Source organism: Parapusillimonas sp. JC17, from assembly GCF_052180245.1.
Lineage (GTDB): Bacteria > Pseudomonadota > Gammaproteobacteria > Burkholderiales > Burkholderiaceae_B > Parapusillimonas.
In genome coordinates this window covers 3,402,363-3,424,928 of the sequence record NZ_CP197474.1, presented here as the reverse complement: position 1 = coordinate 3,424,928, position 22,566 = coordinate 3,402,363, and the positions used below count along the sequence as shown (strand labels likewise).

Here is a 22,566-nt window from a genome sequence, read left to right as displayed (position 1 = left end):
CGGCCGCGGGACCTGAAGGTAGCTTCTCTGCGAGCCGCACCACGCGCGTTCTGTTGATCTGCGTTTCTTCCGCCCTCTGCGAAGGGTCTCCCGGTGGCTTGCCAGGCTGCACGAGCCACCGGGAGACCCTTCGTGGTCAGCGGTAATCGGTGCCGGTGCCCGCCGGTGCAAAAACGGGCTCCCTTTGTGCGCGGATGTGCGCCAGACGATGCCGGCCCCAGCCACGACATGGGCCGGGTGTGATTGCTTGATGAGCAGACGGTTCTAGCGACGACCGGGCCTGCCAATCAGCCCACGGGTGGTTCCTCTTTTCTCCCGAGCCGAAGGCCGTTGGGCCTTCGGCGCCATTCTCCTGCCCATCAACGTCCCGGCCCGGCCATTGGCCTGGGCCACACGAACAGGAGAGACGACATGCACCCTCAACCTTGCGCACCGCTGCTGTACGGCAGACGGAGGTCGAGAACGGCATGCCCGCCTATCGCGCGGCCATCGCCAATGGTACGCTCGGCTGCAGCCGAGGCCGTAGCCCAAAGGCTGGACTACCTCTTTTGCAGAGGTAAACCTCGGGATGAACTGGGCGAAAACATGCCTTATGTGCCCGCCTTACGGCGAGCTGTTTCCGATGCTTCGCGCAGGATTTCCCGCCCCCCATTCGCTGCGATTGCGGCCACGATGACGCCCAGCACCAGATCCGGGATGTTCGACCCGAACCCCATCACCAGCACCCCGGACAGCACAATCGCACCATTGACGATGGAGTCGTTGCTGGTAAAGATCGCTGACGCCTTGAAGTTCACATCTTCCCCGCGATGGCGGCGCAGTAGTCTGAGGCACACTAGGTTCAAAGCCGCGTTCAGCGCGGCCATGGCCATCATGGCTGGGCCGACAGGCTCTTCCCCTCCAGCGAAGCGGCGTAGGACTTCCAACAGCAGCAGCGCGGCCAGGCCGATTAGCAAGAAACCCGACAAGCGGGCCGCGCCCACCTTGACCGTTGCCGCACGACCGACGGCATACAGGCTAACCGCATAGACCGACGCATCGGCGAGGTTGTCCAACCCGGCGCCCATCAGCGCCGTAGAGCCAGCCCAGATGCCAAGGGCAATGCCGGCGGCGGACTGCGTCAGGTTGATCAGCAACACAGTCAGAAGAATCTTTCGGTCCTTCGCATCGCTCGCATCTAGGCGGCCCAACTCGTCGTTTTCGTGATTTCTGTGGTTTTCAGCCATGCATTGTTCCTTCCAAATCGATGGATGCTGAAGCCTGTAGCGGCTGGAGAGTCAAGGCGCAGATGCAACGAACTTGCCACAGGGTCTTCCCGGACGCCCTTGACTCTACCGTAGCTAGAAGGTTTTCCAATCCAGTCAGAGCTTTAGGACAGAACAGATGAGCACCAATGCGCCCCCTTCATTGCGACTGTCATCCGGTATGGCTGCTATCCACTGATCCGTGGCGCCACTGCGGTTGTGCTCTTCGGCGAGCTCGCGACCGGCCGGCCGTCTTTGCCGACGGAGCTACTCACAGTGATCGTCGCGCTCGCTTGTGCCGCCTTGCTAGAGGGCGGGCGGCCTTTCCACTCCCCGTTGAGCCAGTAGCGGCGTTCCAAGCTGTGGTTGGCCGTCGGCGCATGGCTCGGCTTCTTGGTCGTGCATCTGGCCTTCCAGCACTCCAATCTGGGATACCGGGTCGGGCCGTTGGGATTGTTGATCGGGGTGGCTGAAGCCCATCGCTGGCATCACAAGCGTGAGCACGAAGACGCCCAAGTCAACTACGGCGATTTCTGGATGCCCGGGGGCCACTTGTTCAGCGCTTTCCGGTCGCAAAAGCACACGCTGGGCGCCAAAGAGTGACACTCAAGAAAGATGGACTTTCCAATGGACTACGGCCCGCAGCTTGTCTATCCCTTCCGGAGCCGGCCAGCAGCGGCAAACGCTTGCGCTGCTGGCTATACGATCTTGCCCACGTCGCATTCTTGCGCGAGTCGGGCCTTGCGGCTTCTTGCGAAGCGATCGCGAGTTGCGTGGCGTGCCCATGAGTCGGGCCGCGTCGTGGCGCACTGCTACCTTGGCCTGCACCTGCACCTGCACCTGCGCAGCCACGCCGCGATGCTCGGTCTGGCCTGGAGAACCCGTAAGGTGGCGGAGATTGCGGCGCGCAGGTCGTCCGGCTCGCGCTGGCTCCTGTGGGCCACGCCCTCGGTCGCACGCCGTCTCAAAACGTCAGAACCGCGCGCTTTCGCATGATGGAGCGCGGCACGTGGCTCTCAGAACTGGACCCGATCACTTCCAGCACCGATGACACGCTCGAGCTTCAGGCGGGCTCGGCCAAGCTGTTGAGAATGCCGCACTCGCGCGAGGTTCGGGCGCTATCGCAGGAGCGTCGCAGATCCATTAACTCGCGCTCCAAGGCGCGCAATTCCTTCATCTTGGTCCGCACTTGCGCGATATGAGCGTCGACCAGCGCGTTCACCTCGCCGCAGCCCAACTCTGGCCGATCCCGTAAGTTCAGCAGTTGACGGATCTCATCCAGCGTCATGTCCTTCGCCCGGCAGCGGCGGATGAACAGCAAGCGCTGCAAATGGACTTCGTCATAGAGCCTGAAGTTGCCCTCGCTACGTGCAGGCTCGGGCAGCAAGCCTTCTGACTCGTAAAAGCGCACGGTCTGCACCAAGCAATCTGCCTTCTTGCCCAGTTCACCGATCCGCATCATGGTTGCTTCCTATAAAAAACTTGACTCTATATCTACTAGAGGTTTTCTAATGATGGCATCCGGGGAAAACCTTGTCAATGAAGAGCGATCTATGAACAAAGAACCTTCCAGCCCATGCGCCTGCTCCGGCGGCAATGGCCAACAGACGGCGTGCGCCAGTGAGCAGGCCAGCACTGAAACCACCGTTTTCCACGTGAGCAACATGGATTGCCGCAATGAGGAAGCACTGGTGCGGCGAACGCTGGAGGGCATGCCCGGTGTCGAGCGGCTCCTGTTCGATCTTCCGCAGCGTTTGTTGACCATTTCGCACCGCGAAGTCTCGGCCGATGCCTTGGAGCAAGCGCTGAATTCGGTGGGCATGAAGGCTCAGGCTGTCCGAGACGCCGCCGTGTCGACCACCTACCGCATCGAGAACATGGACTGCCCGAGCGAGGAGAAACTCATCCGCTCGCACCTCGGGGCAGTCGAGGGAATTCAGGACCTCGACTTCGACCTCGCTGAGCGCACCCTGTCGGTGAAACACCTCGCTCAGGCACGCGCGCAGATGGAGCAGGTCCTGGCCTCGATCGGCATGCGCGCCAAGGAGCAGACCTTCGGCCACACGGGGCCGATCGAAGCCGCGGCTGTGATCCCATCCTCGGCCCTGCAGCAGCAACCAACCGCTGCCGTTTCCGCGCCGCCGATCGGCGAGCGGGTGACGTACCGGATCGAGAACATGGATTGCCCGACGGAAGAAGCGCTGATCCGCGACCGGCTGGGCAAGCTGCCGGGTGTGACCGCGCTCGACTTCAATCTGATGCAGCGTGTGCTGGGAGTCCAGCACACGCTGGCGACCTCAGCGCCGATCGAGAAGGCGCTTGCTTCCATTGGAATGCAGGCTGCGCGGCAGGACATGCAGACAGCCACCACGGTACTTCGCATCGCGAAGATGGACTGTCCGACCGAGGAAAGTCTGATCCGCGGCAAGCTGCAAGGCATGCCGGGCGTGCAGGGAATGGATTTCAACCTGATGCAGCGCACGCTCACGGTTCGGCACACACCCGACGCGATCAAGCCGGCAGTCGAAGCCATCGAATCGCTGGGCATGGAAGCCGAGGTCCAGAGGACTGATGAGCCGCGCGATGCCCCGGTGGCCGCGCACAAGACCAATTGGTGGCCGATGGCGGTTTCGGGCGTTGCGGCGGTGGCCGCCGAAGGCGTGTACTGGGTCAACGACGGCAATCATTGGGCCGTGATCGTGCTGGCACTGGTTTCGATCTTCACCGGCGGCCTCAGCACCTACAAGAAGGGCTGGATCGCGCTGAAGAACCTCAACCTGAACATGAACGCCCTGATGGCCATCGCGGTCACCGGCGGCATGGCGATCGGCCACTGGCCGGAGGCCGCCATGGTCATGTTCCTGTTCGCGTTGGCGGAAGTGATCGAGGCGAAGTCGCTGGACCGCGCCCGCAACGCCATTCGGGGGCTGATGGACTTGGCGCCCGAGACCGCGACCGTGCGGCAGGCCGATGGCTCATGGACAGAGCTGCCGGCCAAGGAGGTCGCAAAGGGCGCGGTGGTCCGCGTGCGTCCTGGCGAGCGCATCGCACTGGACGGCCTGATCACCTCGGGTCGATCGGCCATCAACCAGGCGCCCATCACCGGCGAGAGCCTGCCCGTCGAGAAGGCCGAAGGTGACCAGGTCTTCGCCGGAACCATCAATGAGACCGGCTCTTTCGAATACAAGGTGACCGCAGGCGCCAGCGACTCGACGCTCGCGCGCATCATCCATGCCGTGGAGTCCGCGCAGGGCAGCCGTGCGCCCACGCAGCGCTTCGTCGACCAGTTCGCCCGCGTCTACACGCCGGCGGTGTTCGCGGTGTCCGTGCTGGTTGCCGTCGTGCCGCCGCTCGCCTTCGGCGGCGCATGGTTTGACTGGGTCTACAAGGCCCTGGTACTGCTGGTGATCGCCTGCCCCTGCGCTCTGGTCATCTCCACGCCGGTCACCATCGTCAGCGGCTTGGCCGCTGCCGCCCGACGCGGCATCCTGATCAAGGGTGGCGTCTACCTGGAGGGCGGGCGCAAGCTCAAGGCGTTGGCCCTGGACAAGACCGGCACACTCACACATGGCAAGCCCGAGCAGACCGACTTCGTGCCGCTGATCGGCGAGGCGCAGGAAGTTGCCGCCTGGGCCGCAAGCCTCGCGGCACGCTCGGACCATCCTGTGTCTCAGGCCATCGCCCGCAAGGCGAACCGTGACGGCATCGCGCTGCACGAGGTCGACGACTTCGCGGCGCTGCCTGGCCGCGGCGTGCGCGGCCGCGTCGCCGGGCGCATGTTGCACATGGGCAACCACAGGCTCGCCCAGGAGCTGGGCCTGAGCGAAGCGACGCTCCAGGCTCGGCTGGAGACCCTGGAGCGCCAAGGCAAGACAGCGATCCTGCTGATGGACGATGCGACCGTGCTCGGCATTTTTGCAGTGGCCGACACCGTGAAGGAAACCAGCCGTGAGGCGGTGGCCGACCTGCAGGCGCTGGGTGTGCGCACGCTGATGCTGACGGGGGACAACCAGCACACGGCCGCGGCCATCGCTGCCCAGGTCGGAATCTCTGAAGCCCGTGGTGACCAACTGCCCGAAGACAAGCTCAAGACCATCGAAAGCCTGGTCGGCGGCGAGGGCCAGGTGGGCATGGTGGGCGACGGCATCAACGATTCGCCCGCGCTCGCCCGTGCCGACATCGGCTTCGCCATGGGCGCGGCCGGCACCGACACCGCGATCGAAACAGCCGACGTCGCCCTGATGGACGACGACCTGCGCAAGATCCCCGCCTTCATCCGGCTGTCGCGTAGCACTGCGGCGATCCTCACGCAGAACATCGTTCTGGCCCTTGGCATCAAGGCGGTGTTCCTTGCGTTGACGTTCACAGGGCATGCCACCATGTGGATGGCTGTGTTCGCTGACATGGGGGCAAGTCTTTTGGTTGTCGTCAATGGGCTGCGCCTCCTGAAGTTCAAGGCGGCATGAACAATGGATGAACCATCTCTTCGCAAGACGCAGTGGTACTCACTCGCGATCGTTATATTCGCCGGCGATCAGGCAGCTAAGAGCTACATTGACGCGACAACTCCCTTGGGTTGGTCGCACGAGGTGGCGTCATTCTTCAACCTAGTTCACGCTCTCAATCCCGGCGCGGCGTTCAGCTTCCTTGCTGGCGCGGGCGGCTGGCAGCGGTGGTTTTTTCTGGCGATCGCGTTCGCAATATCGGCATGGCTCGCATGGCTGCTCTCCCGGCCGCTGCGCAAAACGGAAGGCCTTTCGTACAGCCTCATTCTGGGCGGCGCATTGGGCAACGCGTTCGACCGCGCCACGCGCGGGCACGTTATCGACTACATCGACTTTCACCTGCACGGCTGGCACTGGCCCGCCTTCAACATCGCTGACATGGCCATCGTGGGCGGGGCGATCGCGCTGGTGGCCCAGTCGTTCATGAGCGTGGAGAACCCGGCCGCCACAAAGGAGTCCCAGTGACATTGGGACGATCCGGAAATTCGCAATGCACACGGTGCAGGACACCAATCTGAAGAGAACGGCCCCCAGCATGAGCGGCCGCGGCTTGGCCCTCATGCTAGCGCCCACCGCCGCTTTTGCTGCAACGCCCTGTTGCGATGGCGGCGATTGCTGCAACGACGTCGCAATGCCTTGCTGTGAATAAACAGCACGCAAGCCAGTTGACCTGGCAATTATGAAAGTCCATCACGGCGATGCTGGCCTTTTTCGTTCCAATGAGCCGTCACGGAGAGGTGATGATGAAGCTATGCCGGGATCCTGCAAGCTTTAGGACGGTCTTCTTTACCGCATAGCGATATGCTGATGTCACCCGTTCGCCTCGCCTGGCAAGTACAAGTAGTTCGTCGCGGTTTTCTGGCCGTGTCCGCCCGCTTCGCTGGCCCTTTTGCCCCAAACAAGCGCAATCATGCCTGCGTTACCACCAAAGTTCGCCCCCGCCAGTTGCTGTTCCTAAAGGGCATCAAGCTCAACGCCATCGCCGACCGGCCAGCGTATTTCGCATCGCTGCGTGCCCGTCGGGGCCAGCCCATCGTCATCCTCGCAGAGCTGGGACCGGACGAGGCATTCGCCCTGTGGAAGCAGCATGTACTGGGCGACAGGCCTCGCTGACCCAGTTTCGCCTCATCCTCCTGACAGCCCCGCACTTATTGCGGGGCTTTCTTTTTTCCGCGTTCGCCAATCGGGGCTGTTGCAAATGCCGATTTCCGGCTGACGCGGCTCGCCTCGCGCATGAAGCTGCCCGCATGTGTCGCTGATTCGTCAGCACCATGCCAGCAGCCAGAGTTTCCAGGCTGCCGCGGATTCTTTCCGCGCTACCCGCCAGTCCGCCATCGCATCGAGTCTGCGGACGCGCGTCACCCGTGACGCCGATGCTTTTTTCTCAACCGCGTGCGGGAGCTGCCATCCCGTGAGGGACGAGGCCCCGCTTTTTCCAAGGAGCCCGTCCATGTCCCAGCAAGCCTCTTTCGGCCAGTTGGCCTTGATCCATTGCGGCAAGTTCCTGCCGCTCGAAATCCTGCATAGCGCCGCCGGCCACTACATCGGCACGCGCGATACAGAAGGTCCCGTTTCGCGGGAATCCTGCCAGTACTTCCGCAGCTATGCCGCGGCTCAACGTGCCCTCGAAAGAGGCGGCTGGTCCCAGCTCGCCACACCCTGATCCAACTGGAGGAACCACGTCATGAACCAGCTTTTGCCCCAGGAAGTCGTCGATCAGATCATGCGGGAAGAGCAGCATTTCGCCGCCGCGCCCCAAGCCTTCTTCGAGGTCTGGAAGCGCGGCGTCGAGATCGCAGGCCCGCAATGGTTTGGCGACGGCACGCGCGAAGGCCTGAACCAGGCAAAGAGCAAGTGGGATCTGCGTCCCGACATGCTGCGTGCCAACGACGCACTCGGCGTCCTGAGCAGCGGGGAACGCATGTTCCTGTCCGCCATGTTCAGCTTCTACAACGCGCGCGAGGGCGGTGCCATGCTCAAGCGCTGCCACTTCCAAGGACTGTCGGACTTCGATGGTCTCGATCTGCAACGCCGCAAGGTCATCGCCGATCTGTTGGTGAACTACAGCGGTTGGTGAGCCGGTCTGCGGCATACCACCGTCTTTTTGTTCACTGCCCATGAGGGACATGCGTCCACGCGGCCATGTCCCTCGATTTTTCTTCCGTCAGCCTGCGCCGATTGGCCCAAAGCCCTCGATCAGTGCCGCCTGACGCTTTTTCCACTTTCAACCCACCGGGGTTCAATTCCCGGTGGCGGGAATTGGCTCCATTATTCAATCTGGAGAAATTCCATGACCCAGAATCCCAATCCCTTTGTACGCGGCTACTGGAATCTGAGAGTCGTCCGAACGCTGTGCATCTGCTACGGGGACGGAAGCCCGCATGTCTGGCGATCCATCCACACGAGCCAAGCGCATCTTTCCGACAACGACCTGATCTCATCGCCTTGCATCGTCACCAGCGACTTCGCGTTGATCAAAAGCGGCACTGACGCCATCAGCGACGAGCTGATTGCTGAATGTGATGCTGTTGAAGGCATCAACGGCGAAGGCGTGGTGGGCGCCGTGGTCTATGCCATCCATGGCGACGACCTCGACGGCCGCCCGGTCCATGTCGGTGATACCTATTCGGCCGAAGCCGCGCGAGACGTGGTGCAGCGGTTGAGTTTCGAGACCGGCTATTACAGCCGGTGCTGGGAAGTCAGCAGCGCGCACATCTGCCAGGAAACCGGCCAGTACCTCGCCAACCTGGCAGACCTCGCCACGCCGGAGGCTTTTCTGTTCATCGCCTTTCGGGTTCCGTACAGCCCGGCGATTGGCGTCAAGCTGATCTCCACGCCCTGGACAGACAAGAACCTGGAATATGCCGAGGGCATCAGTGCTGAGCAGCTTCGACAGGAGCACCGCGACAAGGGCATGCCTGACGACCTGGCGAACATCCTTGAACTGGCCGGCCAGGCAGATGTGCGCATCCTCATCCTCGATGCCGACGCACCCGCGCTACTGGGCTTGCCACTGGCCGAGACCTAGCAGACACGCGACGCGCAAGCCTTCCCCTTTATCCCCCATATGCCAGCCCGCCTCCCACCAGGAGCCGGGCTGGTTCAATTCCATAGGAGCAATCTCATGTTCCCCGATCTCATCTTGCCCACGCCCGACTTCGAGAATCAGCTTGGAGCCTGCGTCAACGCCATGAGCCAGGACGACGCCATCGGCCAGATCCTGGTGTTCGAGCGCATGAGCGGTACGCTGCACATGCGCCATATCGACAGCGCCGATCTGGTGGACACCGACATTGACGACTACGAAATGGTCGTATTCGACGGTGGCAACACAAGCGGCGACACGTGGAAGCACGTGTTCTTCCCGCGTCAGCGAGAACACTACTTCGTGTACGAAGCCTGACCCCCAAGCCCCTTTCGAGGGGCTTTTTCTCGCCCGCAGCGCTGGAAAGCGGGTGCGATGGGGTGCCGTTTCCTGCAAGCGGGCCGCTTACTCCCGGGCCATTCTTGCCCCATGTTCGTCGGCGTTGCCGACACATGCCCAGGCAGCCAAGACCTTCAAGGCTGCAAGCACGGGAAGCCGTGCTGGTCGATGTTTTCCACGGACGTACCGCGTCCATCCACACCACCCACAAGGGACCTCTCCCTTGCGGGCGGGGAATCCCTTGTTTCTTCCTCAAGGAGATTCCCATGGACCGTTCCCTCATCAAATCCATGATGCCTTCGCTAGTCGCAGGCCACGTGCCCCGCAACGTGCGGTCGTTCAAGTACCGCGTGTTCGACGATCAGCCGCAATCTTCGACATTGGGCTTCGCCGTCGACCCCCAGCCCTTCGACGGGAAGGTAGTCGCCATCACCGACGATGCCATCGTCGTCAAGCTCAAGCCGAGCGAGTTCGCTGTGCTCGATTCCAAGCTGGTGACCACCGTCCCCGACGAAGGCGCCAAGGTGCATGTCCAACCCTACGCACGGCGCCGTTTCGATGGGCTGCGGGCGGACACGCCGGAAGAGCGCACCGAGATGACGTCCGACGGCATTCCCTACACCGTCAAGACGCACATCCTCGGCTCCGCGCCGGCCAAGCTGCCCATTCCCGAGCCGCAGTGCATGGAGCTGGGTCAGCTCATCCAGCAGTTGGAGGAAATGCCGGCGCCCGATGGCTTCCGGCGCATCACCCACATGCTGGTCGATGCGGGTGCCCGGGATTTCACCTGGGTCGATCCGACGCCGTCCAAGATCATCGAGACGCCTCCGGCGATCAGCTTCACGGTCTCGACCGCGAAGTTCGAGGGCCGGGTGACGGTGCTGTACGACCGAGGCGGCGACACCTACGTGGTGGAGCTGCATCGCGACGGCGAATTGGTCGATCGGCATGACGAGGTGTATTTCGACATGCTCGGCGAAGTGCTGGAGCGACTCATCGACGACGGACGTTGGCGCCTGATCGATGTGAGCGTGATCGACGCCAAGGCTACCCGGCAGCGCCAGGCGGTGCCGGCATGACGCCGGAAACTGAATCCTGCCGGTTCTACGGCTGACCCGTGGGTCCCGCCACGAAGTTTCGCCCATGGGCCATGTGCCCACAGGCCCTCCATCCATGCGGATGGAGGGCCTTTTCTCTATTCCACATAGGAGATTTCAACCATGTCACTGCGATTCAAAGGCTCCGACCTGCGCCCCGTGCTGACCGAGGCCATCGCCAGCCAATGCCGCGTCATCCTGGTCAAGGACCAGGGCGTGTACTTCCTCGCCGAGCAGGGAGAGCGCCGCCCGGATGGGCGTGTGAAGCTGCTGGCCTATGCCGTCGGCTGCAACCCGGATACCGACCCGTTCGACGACTGGTGGGAACTGGCGCGCGCCGAACTGGGCGGCGACGACTTCGGGGAGTACTTCGACCCGAAGGACGGCGTATTCACGCGCATCCTGCACACCGAAGACGACCTGATGCTGTCGGCCACCGCCACACATCTGTCGCTGGAGGTGGTGCCTCCCGCATAGCGCGGCAACCGCCACTCGACTCTCGCAGCCCCCCACACCGGGGGCTTTCTTTTGCGCTGAGCCGGGCTGCGTGGACAAAGGGAAACGCGCGGATGCCAATTGATTGCTGTCGCGCGCGCGAGGCCCGGCCATGCTGACCCCATGCCTGCTGACGCTGTCAGCGACATGCCAGGCAACCATCGGTCTTCGAGGTTGCGGCGCAGTTTCCACTGCGTGACCGAGCCAGCTCGCACCGCATCCATCCGCGAGCGGCCACCAGTCCCTGGTGGCGGATGCTTTCGCCTTATCAACCCACCGCGGGGTTACGCACCTTTCCCCGCATGCGTGGGCTCGGTGTGTCTCCGCTTTTCCCTATGGAGATTCACCATGAACACCACTTCCAACGAGAAATCGTATTTCGACCTCCACACCTCGGGCATCGGCTACCTCCAGCGTGTCCGTGAGGTGCCCGTCAGGGGCGGCCGCCGTGCGCAGCCCTTCCTGGCCTGCACCATCGCCGCGCTGGTCGGCCCCGCCAGGGACCCGAGCTACCGCTACTTCGACGTCAAGGTCTCGGGTGCCGAGGCCAAGAAGCTCGTTCAGCGCTACATCGGCGTTGACGATTCCAAGCAGCGACCGCTGGTGCGCTTTCGCCTCGGCGACCTCTGGGGCGATGCCTACATCCGCGACAAGGGCGAACAGAAAGGCCAGGCCGCCGCATCCCTCAAGGCGCGACTGCTCAAGGCCGAGCTGATCGAGCGGGCCGAACTGGCTTCGATCGAGCAGCACGAGTTGATCACCCGTGGCATCGGCTACCTCAACCGTCCGAAGGACGTCACCCCCAAGGATGGTGACCCGTTCCTGTCGTGCTCCATCGCCGCGCTGGCCGGACCTGTCGATGAACCGGAATATCGGTACTTCGACACGATCGTCGCCACCCCTGAAGCCGAGCATCTGGTTCGCCGATGCGTGCAGGCCATCGAAGGGGATCGCAAGGTGCTGATCGCCTTTCGTCTGAACGACATGAAGATCGATCCGTACATCCGCACCAAGGGCGAGCACGCTGGGGAACCGGCCGCAAGCCTGGAATCGACGCTGGTCCACATCGGTCTGATCAAGATCGACGGCACCCAGGTCTATCCGACGAGCCAGGCGCATGCCGAGGCAGCGCCAGCGGAGGACGCACCCGCGTCCGAAGCCGCCAACGCCATCGACACTGCCGCCGACGCCGTTTCCTACCAATCTGCCGAGCCCGCCGAGCGCGAGCCCGAATGTGCAGTCGAGGAGCAGGAGCCGGCATTGGCTGCTTCGTTCTGATCCGGCACGGCCCCTCACGGGGCCTTGCCTTTTTCCTATTCGTCCAAGGAGAACCATCATGGCAGCCACATCGGCACCTACGAGATCAGCCCTACCCATCGTCGTCCCGGGCCAGCTCACGTTGCGGACCATCCGGGGCAAGAACGGCCCGTTCACGGTTGGGCGCCTTTCTACCCCCATCGGCGAGTTCGCGGTTAAAGACGCGGAGTTGGAGCAGTACCCCGAAGGAAAGTACGACGGGGATTTCGTCATTCGCTACATCTTCGCGAAGTCCTATCCGGTCGCGGGCGGCGCGCGGTTTGAAGTGCGCGCAAACCTCGACGGCATGACGCTCAACGGCATCGACAAACTGAGTCGTGATGAGGCCCGCAGCTTCGCCACCCAGGAAGTCGATCCACTCGATGAAGAGCTGGGGACGCAGCCTGCGGAAACGCCGGCCAAGCCCGCCAAGGCCTCCAGACCCGCCAAGCCCGCACCCGTGCAGGCCTCGGCGGACCCGCTGGTCGATACCACGCCCTTCGGTGTGGATGCACCGACGCCCGCTGCGGCGGCTGCCCCTGGCAGCACCGAAGAGGGCGACGTTGCTTTGTTCGGCTTGCTCTGGCCGCTGGGCGATTCCGTGAAATTGGATTCGACCATCGACCGCCGCGCCCTGCGCGCGCAGATCGCCCGCCTGGGCGATCTGGGCTACGCGCTGGACTTCAAAACGCAGGAGTGGAGCCGCCAGGCCGAACTGCAACCTGCGTGATCGCAGACACCGCATGCGCGGTGTTCTTCATCCACCCGCCGGGGCTCTTTCCCTATGCGGGGAGGCCCCCGGCTTTCTTCTGGAGGTCTCCATCATGTCCACCATCGATTGCGATACACCCCGTTCTTCGCTGGGTGAACCCGCGTGGCGAGCTGTTTGCAAGACAGCCGCCGAGCACGCCCAGCGTGGTTGTGGCCTGTCCTGGGACCACTGGGTCACGCTTTTCAGTTCGGAGATCGACGCGCAAGCCAGTCGATTGCCGGAAGAGCAACGCGCACAGGCGCTGCAGATCGCACAGGAATGGGGCTACGCCACACCGGCCGAAAGGCAGGAAACCCAGGACTGGAACGCCGAAAACGGCTACTGCTCGCACGGAATCGAACTGGGTTATTGCCCGTCCGGTTGCGATTCGGACTATTGAGGTCCGGCACACGTCATCGCCGCTTGCGCGGCTTTTCTCCACCCCTTGGGGCAGCACCTGCCTCAGGGGCGGTGCTGTTTCCGATTCACCGAGGACATCACCATGAGTCGGCACTACTTCGACACCGTTCACAAGGGCTTTCCCATCACCGTCGTACTGGGCTGGGACCGGCCGGCAAATTACTTCTTCCTATTCATCGAAAAGCCGGCCGAGCTGATCGACGATACCGCGAAGGTCGAGAGCGACGACTTCTTGTACAGCAACCTGCACGAGAGCGACCCGTTCAACCACTACCTGGACTACTACCGAGTGGTCCTGCGCCATTTCCACATCGACGTGCCCGAAAGCATGTTCACCGAAGTCCAACAGGACTGCGAGGGCAACGTTGGCAACCGTGTAGTCAAGCATCAGGCCGACGGCTCGTTCACCGAACAGACGTTCTGAACGCCCAAGCGGATCGAACACCTTATCCGCATTCCTTCATCCCTAACGGGGCATTCGCTGCCCCTGCGGGCGGTGCTGCCCCTCATTTCATCGAGGACACCACCATGCACGCACACACTTCATCCACCACGCTGTTCCACATCGACGAATGCCCGGACCTGATGGCCGACGCCTGCGTCGGCGACGACCAGGGCAGCCTGATCTTCCTGTCCATCTGGGCGCGCGACACCGCCGTCCAGCAGTTCCTCGCCCGCCTGACCCTCGGGCGCGACGAGCAGGGACTGGACCAGTTCCACATCCTCACCGACCAGGGCGGCAGCGTCCCGGTGTTCATCGGCAACGTCGATCATCTGGAGAAGCGCATCACGCGGGCCTACCGGCGCACGCTGTTCGGCTCCCTCTCCAACGTGTGGCTGTTCGACCGGCGCTGCGTCAAGCCCGACAAGGCCAACGCCAGCGCACTGGCATTGCTGCCACGCGACAGCGCCCACCGGCTTGACCGCCTGTGGACGCTGGTGCGCGACACCTGCCCGTTGCCGCTACTCGACCACTGGCGCGAAACCGTGCTGGAGCTGCTGCAGACCCGCGAGATGCTGGCCCGCCTTCCGTTCGCCCTTGGGCCGTTGGAAGGCCATCGGCTCGCCATCGACGTGCCGGCGCTGACCCTGGCGCTGGGCTCTCTGATCCGCAGTGACGCACTCACCGCCTATCCCTATCCGGCCAAGATTTGGACGCCGAAAGCGGTAGCGGCTTGATCCACCCGCGGAGGCACGCCTTGGCGTGCTTCCGCCATTCCTTCCCGCCAACCAGGAGACTTCCATGGCCCGCATGTTCCCGCGGCTCGCCCGCAATTTCGCCAAGAACGGTTACTACCCGACCGACGAACCCACGCTCGAAAGAGCCCTCAACGCACTGATGCCCAGCGACGGGACGATGTGCATCCTCGATCCCTGCGCCGGCGAAGGCGTGGCTGTCGCCGAAGCCGCCCATGCCCTCGGGCGCGAGCAGACCAAGGCGTTCGCCGTCGAGTTCGACGCGGAGCGGGCACGCCATGCCCGCGGCCTCGTCGATCATTGCCTGCACGCGGACCTGATGGACACAATGGTCTCCAAGCAGTCGTTCGGACTGCTCTGGCTCAACCCGCCGTATGGCGACCTATCCAAGGATGTCAATGGCAACATCGGCTATCAAGGCCAGGGCCGTGCCCGCCTCGAAAAGCTGTTCTACCAACGCACCCTGTCGCTGCTGCAGTACGGCGGCGTGCTGGTCTTCATCGTCCCCGGCTACGTGCTCGACGCGGAGCTGGTCGGCTGGCTGACACGCCACTACACCGATTTGCGGATCTACCGAGCGGTGGAGACGCAGTTCAAGCAGGTGGTGATCTTCGGCCGCAGGGCACGCCAGCGCGAGCAGGCCCTCGATGGCGTCAAGGCCATGCGCAATCTGCTGCTGCAGGTGGGGCTTGGCGAAGTCGAAGCCGAGGAACTGCCGAGCGATTGGCCGTTCCTGCCGTACATCGTCCCCGCCACTCCGGCCGAGCCGGAGCATTTCTTTCGCGTGACGATGGAGCCCGAGCAGTTCGCCGACGAAGTTGGCCGGTTGCAAGGCCTCTGGCCGTCGCTGGACACGCACCTGGGGGCCGCGCAGCAGTCGCTGCGTCCACCGGCGCGTGCTCTTTCCCACTGGCATCTTGCCCTGGCGTTGGCCGCGGGTGCGATCTCCGGCGTGGTGCGCTCCAAGACCGGGCGTGTGCTTGTCGTCAAGGGGGACACCCACAAGGACAAGACGCTCCAGCGGGAATTCACCGAACGCGACGATGGCTCCATCGCCGAGACCCGCATCTTCACCGACAAGTTCGTTCCCGTCATCCGCGCGTGGGACATGACGCCTGGCTCCCCAACTCGGGGCGAGGTGTTGACCATTCGCTGACCTCTTTCCACCGCCGACGGTTCGGCGTTTCTTCTCCCACCACGGGGCATGCCATTGCCCCTGTGGGGGTGGTGCATGCCCCATTTTTCTTCGGAGCATCACTATGTCCCTCGATCTTGAATCTACTGCCGCAGAAGCCACTCCCGTGCAGGGTGAACTGCTCGACGCGGCACCTTCTCCTCTGACCCTGAGCCTTCAGGATTTCGTCGGTGAGTTCGGCGACGAATTGCTGGACTCTCTCAATCGGGCTAACCCGCCGGTCTATACCGGCCAGCCACAGGCGCACCGCCAGCTCATCGTCGCCAGCCTCAAACGCAAGCTGTTTGAGGCCCAGGCCGAAGTCGTCTATGCCGCCGCCGAGCTGCTGGTCGATCGTGGCGAACGCGCCGCGATCGTTAATGGCGAGATGGGGTGCGGCAAGACGACCGTCGGCATCGCCACGGCCGCCGTCCTCAACGCCGAAGGCTACCGCCGCACCCTGGTGCTTTCGCCGCCACACCTGGTTTACAAGTGGCGACGCGAGATCCAGGAGACGGTGACGGGCGCCAAGGTCTGGGTCCTCAATGGTCCGGATACCCTCGTCAAACTTATCAGGCTGCGCGAGCAGTTGGGTGTGCAGCCCACGGGCCAGGAGTTCTATGTCCTGGGGCGCGTCAGGATGCGGATGGGGTTCCATTGGAAGCCTGTCTTCACCCGGCGGCGCACCCGCCACGGAGACGTGGCGGCCTGCCCGGACTGCGGCACTGTCATCACCGACCTTGACGGCGAGCCGGTCAACCCGATCGCACTCGAAGCCGAGGAGTACCGCAGGAAGTGCAGCCATTGCGCCGCGCCCTTGTGGACGCTGATCCGTCCGAGAAGCCTGTCCGGCAGTGACCAGTCCTCGGCTGTCCTCAAAGCCTTGAAGCGCATCCCGACCATCGGGGAAGTCACCGCGCAGAGGCTGATGCAGAAGTTCGGTGATGGCTTCCTGGCCTCGATGCTGGGCGACAACATCCATGAGTTCATCAACCTCATGGATGGCAGCGGCGAGCTGGTGTTTTCCGACCGTCAGGCCACGCGCATGGAACGTGCGATGGCCAACATGGAGTTCGGCTTCGGCGAGGGCGGCTACCAGCCGTCCGAGTTCATCAAGCGCTACCTACCGCAAGGCACGTTCGACCTGCTCATCGCCGACGAGGCACACGAGTACAAGAACGGCGGAAGCGCCCAGGGCCAGGCCATGGGCGTGTTGGCGGCGAAGGCTCGCAAGACCTTGCTGCTGACCGGCACGCTGATGGGCGGCTACGGCGACGACCTGTTCTACCTGCTGTTCCGAGCCCTACCCGGGCGAATGATCGAAGACGGCTACCGCCCGACCACGAGCGGCAGCATGACCTCGGCCTCGATGGCGTTCATGCGCGATCACGGTGTCCTCAAGGACATCTATTCCGAGAGCACTGGCACGGCGCACAAGACCGCGAAAGGCACGAAAGTCAGTGTCAGAACGGTCAAGGCTCCGGGCTTCGGCCCCAAGGGCGTGTTGCGTTGCATCCTGCCGTTCACGATCTTTCTCAAGCTCAAGGACATCGGCGGCAACGTCCTGCCGCCGTATGACGAGGAGTTCCGTGAAGTCGCGATGGACACGGCGCAAGCCGCGGCCTACCGCGATCTGGCGGGTCGGCTCACCGCGGAGCTGAAACAGGCTCTGGCGCGACGCGATACGACCTTGCTGGGCGTGGTCCTCAACGTGCTGCTGGCCTGGCCGGATTGCTGCTTCCGGTCGGAGACCGTGGTGCATCCGCGCACGCGCAACACCTTGGCGTTCGTCCCGGCTCAGTTCTCTGAGTTCGAGCTGACGCCGAAAGAGCGCGAGCTGATCGACGTCTGCAAAGAGGAGAAGGCGCAGGGCCGCAAGGTTCTGGCCTATACGGTCTATACCGGCACGCGCGACACCACGTCGCGCCTGAAGGTGCTGCTGGAGCAGGAAGGCTTCAAAGTGGCGGTACTGCGCGCAAGCGTGGATGCCAGCCGCCGCGAGGACTGGATCGCCGAGCAGTTGGACCGTGGCATCGACGTGCTCATCACCAACCCCGAACTCGTCAAGACGGGATTGGACCTGTTGGAGTTTCCGACGATCGTGTTCATGCAGTCGGGCTACAACGTGTACTCGCTCCAACAGGCGGCACGCCGCTCCTGGCGCATCGGGCAGAAACAGCCTGTGCGCGTGATCTACCTCGGCTACGCCGGCTCCTCGCAGATGACCTGCCTTGAGTTGATGGCCAAGAAGATCATGGTCTCGCAGTCCACCTCGGGCGATGTGCCCGAATCCGGGCTCGATGTCCTGAACCAGGATGGTGATTCCGTCGAGGTTGCACTGGCCCGGCAACTGGTAACCGCCTGATCCTCTGTCTGCCGGCATCCCTTTTGGGGTGCCGGCGGTTTTTCTAGGAAATTGCTGCTCGGAGGATTTGATCGCCGCCCCCGTTTCCAACGCCGGGAAGGCTAAACTGATCGGACAATATCGAAATCTAAGGAGGCACTATGGCTATGGTGATCGAAGCCGCATATGCAGACGGCACTGGTGTAGCCAATGCACTGCGTATGTCTCAGGTGCAGTGGCACGAGTTGCAACGGAATTACCGCGTTGGTGATCTGCAGATGCCTTGCTGCAGCGCTCCAGCGGTCCCCAAGGTCAGTGCTAATGGCTACCCATTCTTCGCACATCTAGGAGGTGCGTGCACTACTTCCGAAGAAAGCCAATGGCATCTGGCGGCCAAGATACTTGTGCGCAGCGTGCTCGAAGACTTGGGTTGCCGCGCTTCGGTTGAAATGCCGGGTTCGGGTGACGCAGGCCGCTGGCAGGCTGACGTTTGGGGTGAGCGCAATGGTGTTAGGTTGGCCGTCGAGATCCAAAGGTCGTATCAGTCGCTCCGCGACTACCGTAAACGCCAAGGGCGGTACAGCGACGAGGGCGTCAAGTCGCTTTGGTTGTTGGGGCAGGAGCGATACAGCACTCTCGCAAAGAGCATGGGCAAGGAGCGCTTGCGCACCGAATTTGGGGGTAAGTTCCCGCCAGGCGGACACTTCGGCCCGTGCCTTCCTGATCTACCCGTCGCGATGCTTGAGCTAGAGCCAGTGCCCACGATCAAAGGTGCCGGATTCTTTACTGCGACCCTTCCAGACCTGCTTGAGGCAGTGCTAAGCAATCGCTTTCTCTGCATTGACGGTCTTTGGTGTATTAATAACCTGGACTCGATGAGTAGCGCCGCCAAACGCTCACACGAGCTCGCCGCAGCCAAGCGCGTGGCGGCAAACACGTAGTTCGGCTGTGGTGCTCCTTGTCATGTGCCGAAGAAACGCCCGGGCTCCTCAGTTCCTATGGCCAGTACTCAAATGCCGGTGGCACGCATTCGAGCCTCTAGCTCATCTAAGAATGGCGAGCGCCCAAGGCGCATCGGGCCATAGCGCCCCTCAACGAACCCCGAATACAACATGTGGACCTCGTCACGCGCACGTGTGAGACCCACGTAGAACAGCCGGCGGCTTTCTCGCAACTTCTCTGGACTCTCGTTGCGCCACGGTAGATTTCCGAGGTCGAGACCGACCATGATGACCACATCGTACTCGCACCCTTTTGCGGAGTGGAGTGTCAGCAGATTTAGATGATCAGGCGAACCGTCCCTACCGCCCAAACTCGTCATGTCCAGCGTAGCCAGTGCGCCGCCTTCGGCGAGCGCTGCCGTCATGCGATCGAGTTGTTCCTTCTGATCGGCAAGCGCCAATTCAGCAGCCAACAGACGGTCAACGATGCCGCTACGCAGCGAAGCGACAAAATCACGCGCAGGTTGCTGGTCGGAGCGTAACGCCCATAGCAAAGCGGTTAGCTCTTGTCCCTCGCGCCTAGCTTGTGCATCGTCCAAGCTCGCTCGATGAAATGCGAGATAGCGGTCGATCAGTCCGCGCAATTGTGGGCGTCCGACACGCCAGCCGCCCGCGCACCACGCCGCACAATCTTCCACCCAGCTCGTCAGGGAAACCTTGCGGTAAGGCGCCGCAGTGTCCACGCGGATGTAATCTAAACCGCCGGCGGTCACAGCTTCGGAGACGATATCGCCTGCGCGGTAGTCTTTGTACAAGATTGCGATATCACCCAGTGTTCGTCCCGGCTTAGAAGCCAATGCTGCCGGAATAATTTGCGCGACAACGTGCGCGGCTTGATCGGCCATACCACCTGGCCGCAGGACGAATTCAATGGTCGCTTGTCGAGCTGGATCGCTCGCTTGATAGCCCCGGACTTCTCCGAGCGCCATCTCCGACGCCGTCACGATCCCTGTGCCAGAGCGATAATTCAGTTGGAGCCTAACAGGCTCGATGTCTCCGCGTGCGGCCAGCTCCATGAGCAACGCGCCGTCAGCGCCCGTGAATCCATAGATCGACTGATCCGCATCACCGACCGCGAAAAGTCGGACACCCCCGTCGAAGGCAAGGCGTTTGACGATGCGATGCAGTGCCACGCCTAAATCCTGGTACTCATCCACCGCGAGCACGGGGAATTTTGCCTGAACCAGAGGTAGTACCCAGTCGTGCTCGGCGATCAAACGCTGGCCGAAGACGACCATGTCATCGTAGTCAATCAGCCCCTCGTCGCGCAGAGCGGCCTCGTAGGCCTCGGCCCACGCAGCGAGCTCCTCCTCGCTACGCCAAGCGACGCTATTTCGATTGAGCACGGAACGGCGATGCCGCCCGAGGTCAATGACCTTGTACGGATGGTTCTGCCCGAAAATTGCGTCTCCAGTTTGCTTCAACAACCGATCACTGACTCGTTGAGTGGCCACCGAAAGCGGGAAGGATATGGGCAGGCCGGCCAAGCGTCCATACGGCATCAAGAGATGACGCAGACAGAACCCATGGACTGTACCAATGAAAAGATTAGGTGCCTGCTGAAGTCCCAAGCTTTCAATTCGGCGAACGAGTTCGCGAGCGCACTCCTGACTGTACGTGATGCACGCAACGCCACGAGGGGACTCGACGTCTTCGGCCAGGATTCGGGCGAGCTTTAGGACGAGCGTCTTGGTCTTACCGCTCCCGGGACCGGCGAGTACCACACAATGTCCTTGAGAGTTGTAAGCTGCCAACTGCCCTGGATTTCCAGCCAACTCGGCAGCCTGAGCCAGGTAGGCTGTACCGACGTTACGCGACGGCATCGCGGATATGCTCCAGCGCAGAGCGAATGTAGGCCGGGCAAACGCCCTCAGACACCGACGGCGCAAGTGCCTGTGCAAATCTCCCCTTGCCAATCCGTTCAATCAACTTCAGCAGCCGGTCTTCATCGACCTGATCCGGATCAGCCACCCACTCTTGTAATGCGTCCCGGGTGACTTGCCTCAGCGGCAACTCCTGCTCGATTACCGCCTTCATCGCCTCGGCCATTCCGGCAGCGAATAGGTCGGATTCCAGCGTGCTCTCGTTGACGAAGTATCCAAACTCCGCGGCGTACTTGAGCACATCATCTATATCCAGGTCATCGTAGCCATATTCTTCATCGACCTCGTTCAAGAGATTAATTAATCGCCTGTGGGCCAGTGGAGGTTTGCCATTGACCGGGTCGCGATCTGTCAAAATTACATGTGGAATATTTAGCCCTTTAGGGCCCAAAAGCTTCACATAAGGAGTGAAGTTCGTCCCCCCGACCGAGCACACAGTGATTCCAAGTATGTCGAAAGGAATCCCGAGGGCCTCGGCGAACGCGGGGATGATGAAGCGCTCAGCGTCCCCTTCAACCAGAATCACTCCCCGGGAAAAGAATATTTCTCCGCGAGTGACGTCGATGTAGCGCTGGAGGTCGTCTTCATCCCTCTGTGTGAAAGGTGCGTTTGCGGTTGAAACCGCGATGGTTTTTCCGTCCGCTGCGTTATGGCGCAGGAGAACGATGGACCTAATCGGTGCAACGCTTGCGATATGCGGTGAGTGAGTAGTGAGAATTGTCGTCAGCGGAGGGGCTTCGTCCTCATCTTCAGCTCTTGTGCCGAGGAAGTAGCGATAGACAAGACGCTGGACATGCGGATGCAGGTGCGCTTCGGGCTCCTCGACGACGAAGAATGTGTGGTCGCGCTCCCCCTCGGAGACGAAGCGGTCGAGTTCGAGGCTCTTCAAGGCCAGGAAGATCAGATTTGCCGTTCCTAGGCTGGCATCGCCGACACCGCGAACACCGTTGTCGATGAGCAGCCGAAGGCTACGCAGCAACGCATCGACTCGCGTAGGTGCAAGTCCGAGCGATACCGGGACGGCATGCTGCCCACCGGCGATGGCGATCAACCGTTCGCTGATTCGTTCCGCTGTCGCGACCACTTCCTCATGACCGGCCAGCTCTCGCTGTGCTTCATCGACCTGATTCTGGATCTCCTCGCGGGCGTCATCATCCAGGGATGCTGCGAGATCCTCAATGAGCGGTCTCAATGGCGAATTACGCCAGCTCGCAAGGTCCTTTTCAGCGTCGCGCAGCGCTACCTGAACATCTATTGGCAACATTCGGCGAAGTGCGCCACCAATGAGCATATCGGGATCGTTACCACCGAAGATTATGTACTCATAGTCTTTCAACGATTCTGGGGCGCGCCCCAGTCCCGCTTTAGGCTGGAAGCGATAGGTGAGTCGGGCCACCATAGGAGGGCCAGGATTAATCACGCAGTCGTTGAGGTGGGCCATCAACCGGGGATCGTTTGTGAAGTCCGTTAGATCCACAGAGACCTCAATGGTCGCACCAACCTTGTCTTCGCCAAGTCCGTCCCAGAAATACTCAAGCCCCAGTTGTCGATCGCGTTCAGACAAACCTGGATCAAGGATCAACTGCAGGCCGCGAATGAAATTGCTCTTGCCAACCTTGTTCTCTCCAACGATGACGATGCTTTCCCCCGTCTCGACATCAACATCCGAGAAATTGGCGAAATTGATCAACCTGACCCGAGAAACCCTCATTTACGTCCCCATCCATTGGTGTTT

Annotated in this window: 23 protein-coding genes; 19 read left to right on the top strand and 4 right to left on the bottom strand. The window is 62.1% G+C overall.

The window, feature by feature from the left end:
* Positions 1-590: 590 nt before the first annotated feature.
* Positions 591-1,226, bottom strand: a complete 636-nt coding sequence (locus ACSBPU_RS16510; protein WP_003098972.1) for a cation transporter — start codon at positions 1,224-1,226, stop codon at positions 591-593.
* 384 nt (positions 1,227-1,610) lie between these two features.
* On the opposite strand from ACSBPU_RS16510, the gene ACSBPU_RS16505 reads away from it, so the two are divergent.
* Both ACSBPU_RS16505 and ACSBPU_RS16500 read left to right on the top strand, forming a co-directional pair.
* Positions 1,611-1,847, top strand: coding sequence for a hypothetical protein (locus tag ACSBPU_RS16505; RefSeq protein ID WP_003098970.1), 237 nt, complete (start codon positions 1,611-1,613; stop codon positions 1,845-1,847).
* Positions 1,848-1,859: 12 nt separating this feature from the next.
* A complete protein-coding gene (locus ACSBPU_RS16500) occupies positions 1,860-2,240 on the top strand; it encodes a DUF3703 domain-containing protein (RefSeq protein ID WP_080761415.1) in 381 nt (126 codons plus the stop codon).
* A 67-nt stretch (positions 2,241-2,307) separates the two neighbouring features.
* On the opposite strand, the gene cadR is transcribed toward ACSBPU_RS16500, so the two are convergent.
* Positions 2,308-2,706 (bottom strand): Cd(II)/Pb(II)-responsive transcriptional regulator, encoded by a 399-nt coding sequence (cadR, locus tag ACSBPU_RS16495; protein ID WP_003098965.1) that lies wholly within the window; start codon positions 2,704-2,706, stop codon positions 2,308-2,310.
* Positions 2,707-2,797: 91 nt separating this feature from the next.
* Here cadR and ACSBPU_RS16490 point away from each other — a divergent pair, with 91 nt between their 5' ends.
* The 17 genes from ACSBPU_RS16490 (at position 2,798) to ACSBPU_RS16410 (ending at position 18,888) form a co-directional block, all read left to right on the top strand.
* On the top strand, positions 2,798-5,710 hold the full coding sequence (locus ACSBPU_RS16490) for a heavy metal translocating P-type ATPase (protein ID WP_003098961.1): 2,913 nt from the start codon (positions 2,798-2,800) through the stop codon (positions 5,708-5,710).
* A 3-nt stretch (positions 5,711-5,713) separates the two neighbouring features.
* Positions 5,714-6,214: a signal peptidase II gene (gene lspA / locus ACSBPU_RS16485; RefSeq protein WP_003098955.1), complete on the top strand. Its 501-nt coding sequence runs from the start codon at positions 5,714-5,716 to the stop codon at positions 6,212-6,214.
* Between the two features lie 336 nt (positions 6,215-6,550).
* The gene (locus ACSBPU_RS16480; RefSeq protein WP_003108988.1) at positions 6,551-6,862 is read left to right on the top strand and encodes a hypothetical protein; all 312 of its coding nucleotides are present in this window, start codon (positions 6,551-6,553) and stop codon (positions 6,860-6,862) included.
* Positions 6,863-7,199: 337 nt separating this feature from the next.
* Positions 7,200-7,412 carry a hypothetical protein gene (locus ACSBPU_RS16475; RefSeq protein ID WP_003116833.1) on the top strand — a complete coding sequence of 71 codons (213 nt, stop codon included), beginning with the start codon at positions 7,200-7,202 and terminating at the stop codon, positions 7,410-7,412.
* Between the two features lie 21 nt (positions 7,413-7,433).
* Positions 7,434-7,826, top strand: a complete 393-nt coding sequence (locus ACSBPU_RS16470) for a hypothetical protein (RefSeq protein ID WP_003098949.1) — start codon at positions 7,434-7,436, stop codon at positions 7,824-7,826.
* Positions 7,827-8,039: 213 nt separating this feature from the next.
* A complete protein-coding gene (locus tag ACSBPU_RS16465) occupies positions 8,040-8,777 on the top strand; it encodes a DUF5983 family protein (RefSeq protein ID WP_003098947.1) in 738 nt (245 codons plus the stop codon).
* Positions 8,778-8,873: 96 nt separating this feature from the next.
* The gene (locus ACSBPU_RS16460) at positions 8,874-9,152 is read left to right on the top strand and encodes a hypothetical protein (protein WP_003108989.1); all 279 of its coding nucleotides are present in this window, start codon (positions 8,874-8,876) and stop codon (positions 9,150-9,152) included.
* A 287-nt stretch (positions 9,153-9,439) separates the two neighbouring features.
* The gene (locus ACSBPU_RS16455) at positions 9,440-10,252 is read left to right on the top strand and encodes a hypothetical protein (protein WP_006226009.1); all 813 of its coding nucleotides are present in this window, start codon (positions 9,440-9,442) and stop codon (positions 10,250-10,252) included.
* A gap of 141 nt (positions 10,253-10,393) precedes the next feature.
* Entirely contained in the window at positions 10,394-10,747 is a 354-nt protein-coding gene (locus ACSBPU_RS16450) for a DUF3085 domain-containing protein (RefSeq protein ID WP_006226010.1), read from the top strand.
* Between the two features lie 366 nt (positions 10,748-11,113).
* Positions 11,114-12,043, top strand: a complete 930-nt coding sequence (locus tag ACSBPU_RS16445; RefSeq protein WP_006226011.1) for a DUF3577 domain-containing protein — start codon at positions 11,114-11,116, stop codon at positions 12,041-12,043.
* Positions 12,044-12,101: 58 nt separating this feature from the next.
* Positions 12,102-12,791, top strand: a complete 690-nt coding sequence (locus tag ACSBPU_RS16440) for a DUF3275 family protein (protein ID WP_006226012.1) — start codon at positions 12,102-12,104, stop codon at positions 12,789-12,791.
* 94 nt (positions 12,792-12,885) lie between these two features.
* The gene (locus ACSBPU_RS16435) at positions 12,886-13,212 is read left to right on the top strand and encodes a hypothetical protein (protein WP_006226013.1); all 327 of its coding nucleotides are present in this window, start codon (positions 12,886-12,888) and stop codon (positions 13,210-13,212) included.
* Positions 13,213-13,314: 102 nt separating this feature from the next.
* Positions 13,315-13,656 (top strand): hypothetical protein, encoded by a 342-nt coding sequence (locus ACSBPU_RS16430; RefSeq protein ID WP_006226014.1) that lies wholly within the window; start codon positions 13,315-13,317, stop codon positions 13,654-13,656.
* Positions 13,657-13,760: 104 nt separating this feature from the next.
* Positions 13,761-14,411, top strand: a complete 651-nt coding sequence (locus ACSBPU_RS16425) for a hypothetical protein (protein ID WP_012112318.1) — start codon at positions 13,761-13,763, stop codon at positions 14,409-14,411.
* Positions 14,412-14,475: 64 nt separating this feature from the next.
* Positions 14,476-15,585, top strand: coding sequence for a DUF6094 domain-containing protein (locus tag ACSBPU_RS16420; RefSeq protein ID WP_012112319.1), 1,110 nt, complete (start codon positions 14,476-14,478; stop codon positions 15,583-15,585).
* A 103-nt stretch (positions 15,586-15,688) separates the two neighbouring features.
* Complete coding sequence (locus tag ACSBPU_RS16415; protein WP_012112320.1) at positions 15,689-17,968, top strand: helicase-related protein; 2,280 nt, start codon at positions 15,689-15,691, stop codon at positions 17,966-17,968.
* Between the two features lie 140 nt (positions 17,969-18,108).
* On the top strand, positions 18,109-18,888 hold the full coding sequence (locus tag ACSBPU_RS16410) for a competence protein CoiA (RefSeq protein ID WP_012112321.1): 780 nt from the start codon (positions 18,109-18,111) through the stop codon (positions 18,886-18,888).
* Between the two features lie 68 nt (positions 18,889-18,956).
* Here ACSBPU_RS16410 and ACSBPU_RS16405 read toward each other — a convergent pair whose 3' ends face one another.
* Together ACSBPU_RS16405 and ACSBPU_RS16400 are read right to left on the bottom strand one after the other, a co-directional pair.
* On the bottom strand, positions 18,957-20,771 hold the full coding sequence (locus ACSBPU_RS16405) for an ATP-dependent helicase (protein WP_012112322.1): 1,815 nt from the start codon (positions 20,769-20,771) through the stop codon (positions 18,957-18,959).
* Positions 20,758-22,542 carry an ATP-dependent nuclease gene (locus ACSBPU_RS16400; protein WP_012112323.1) on the bottom strand — a complete coding sequence of 595 codons (1,785 nt, stop codon included), beginning with the start codon at positions 22,540-22,542 and terminating at the stop codon, positions 20,758-20,760. The genes ACSBPU_RS16405 and ACSBPU_RS16400 overlap by 14 nt, the downstream gene beginning before the upstream one ends.
* Positions 22,543-22,566: the final 24 nt, after the last annotated feature.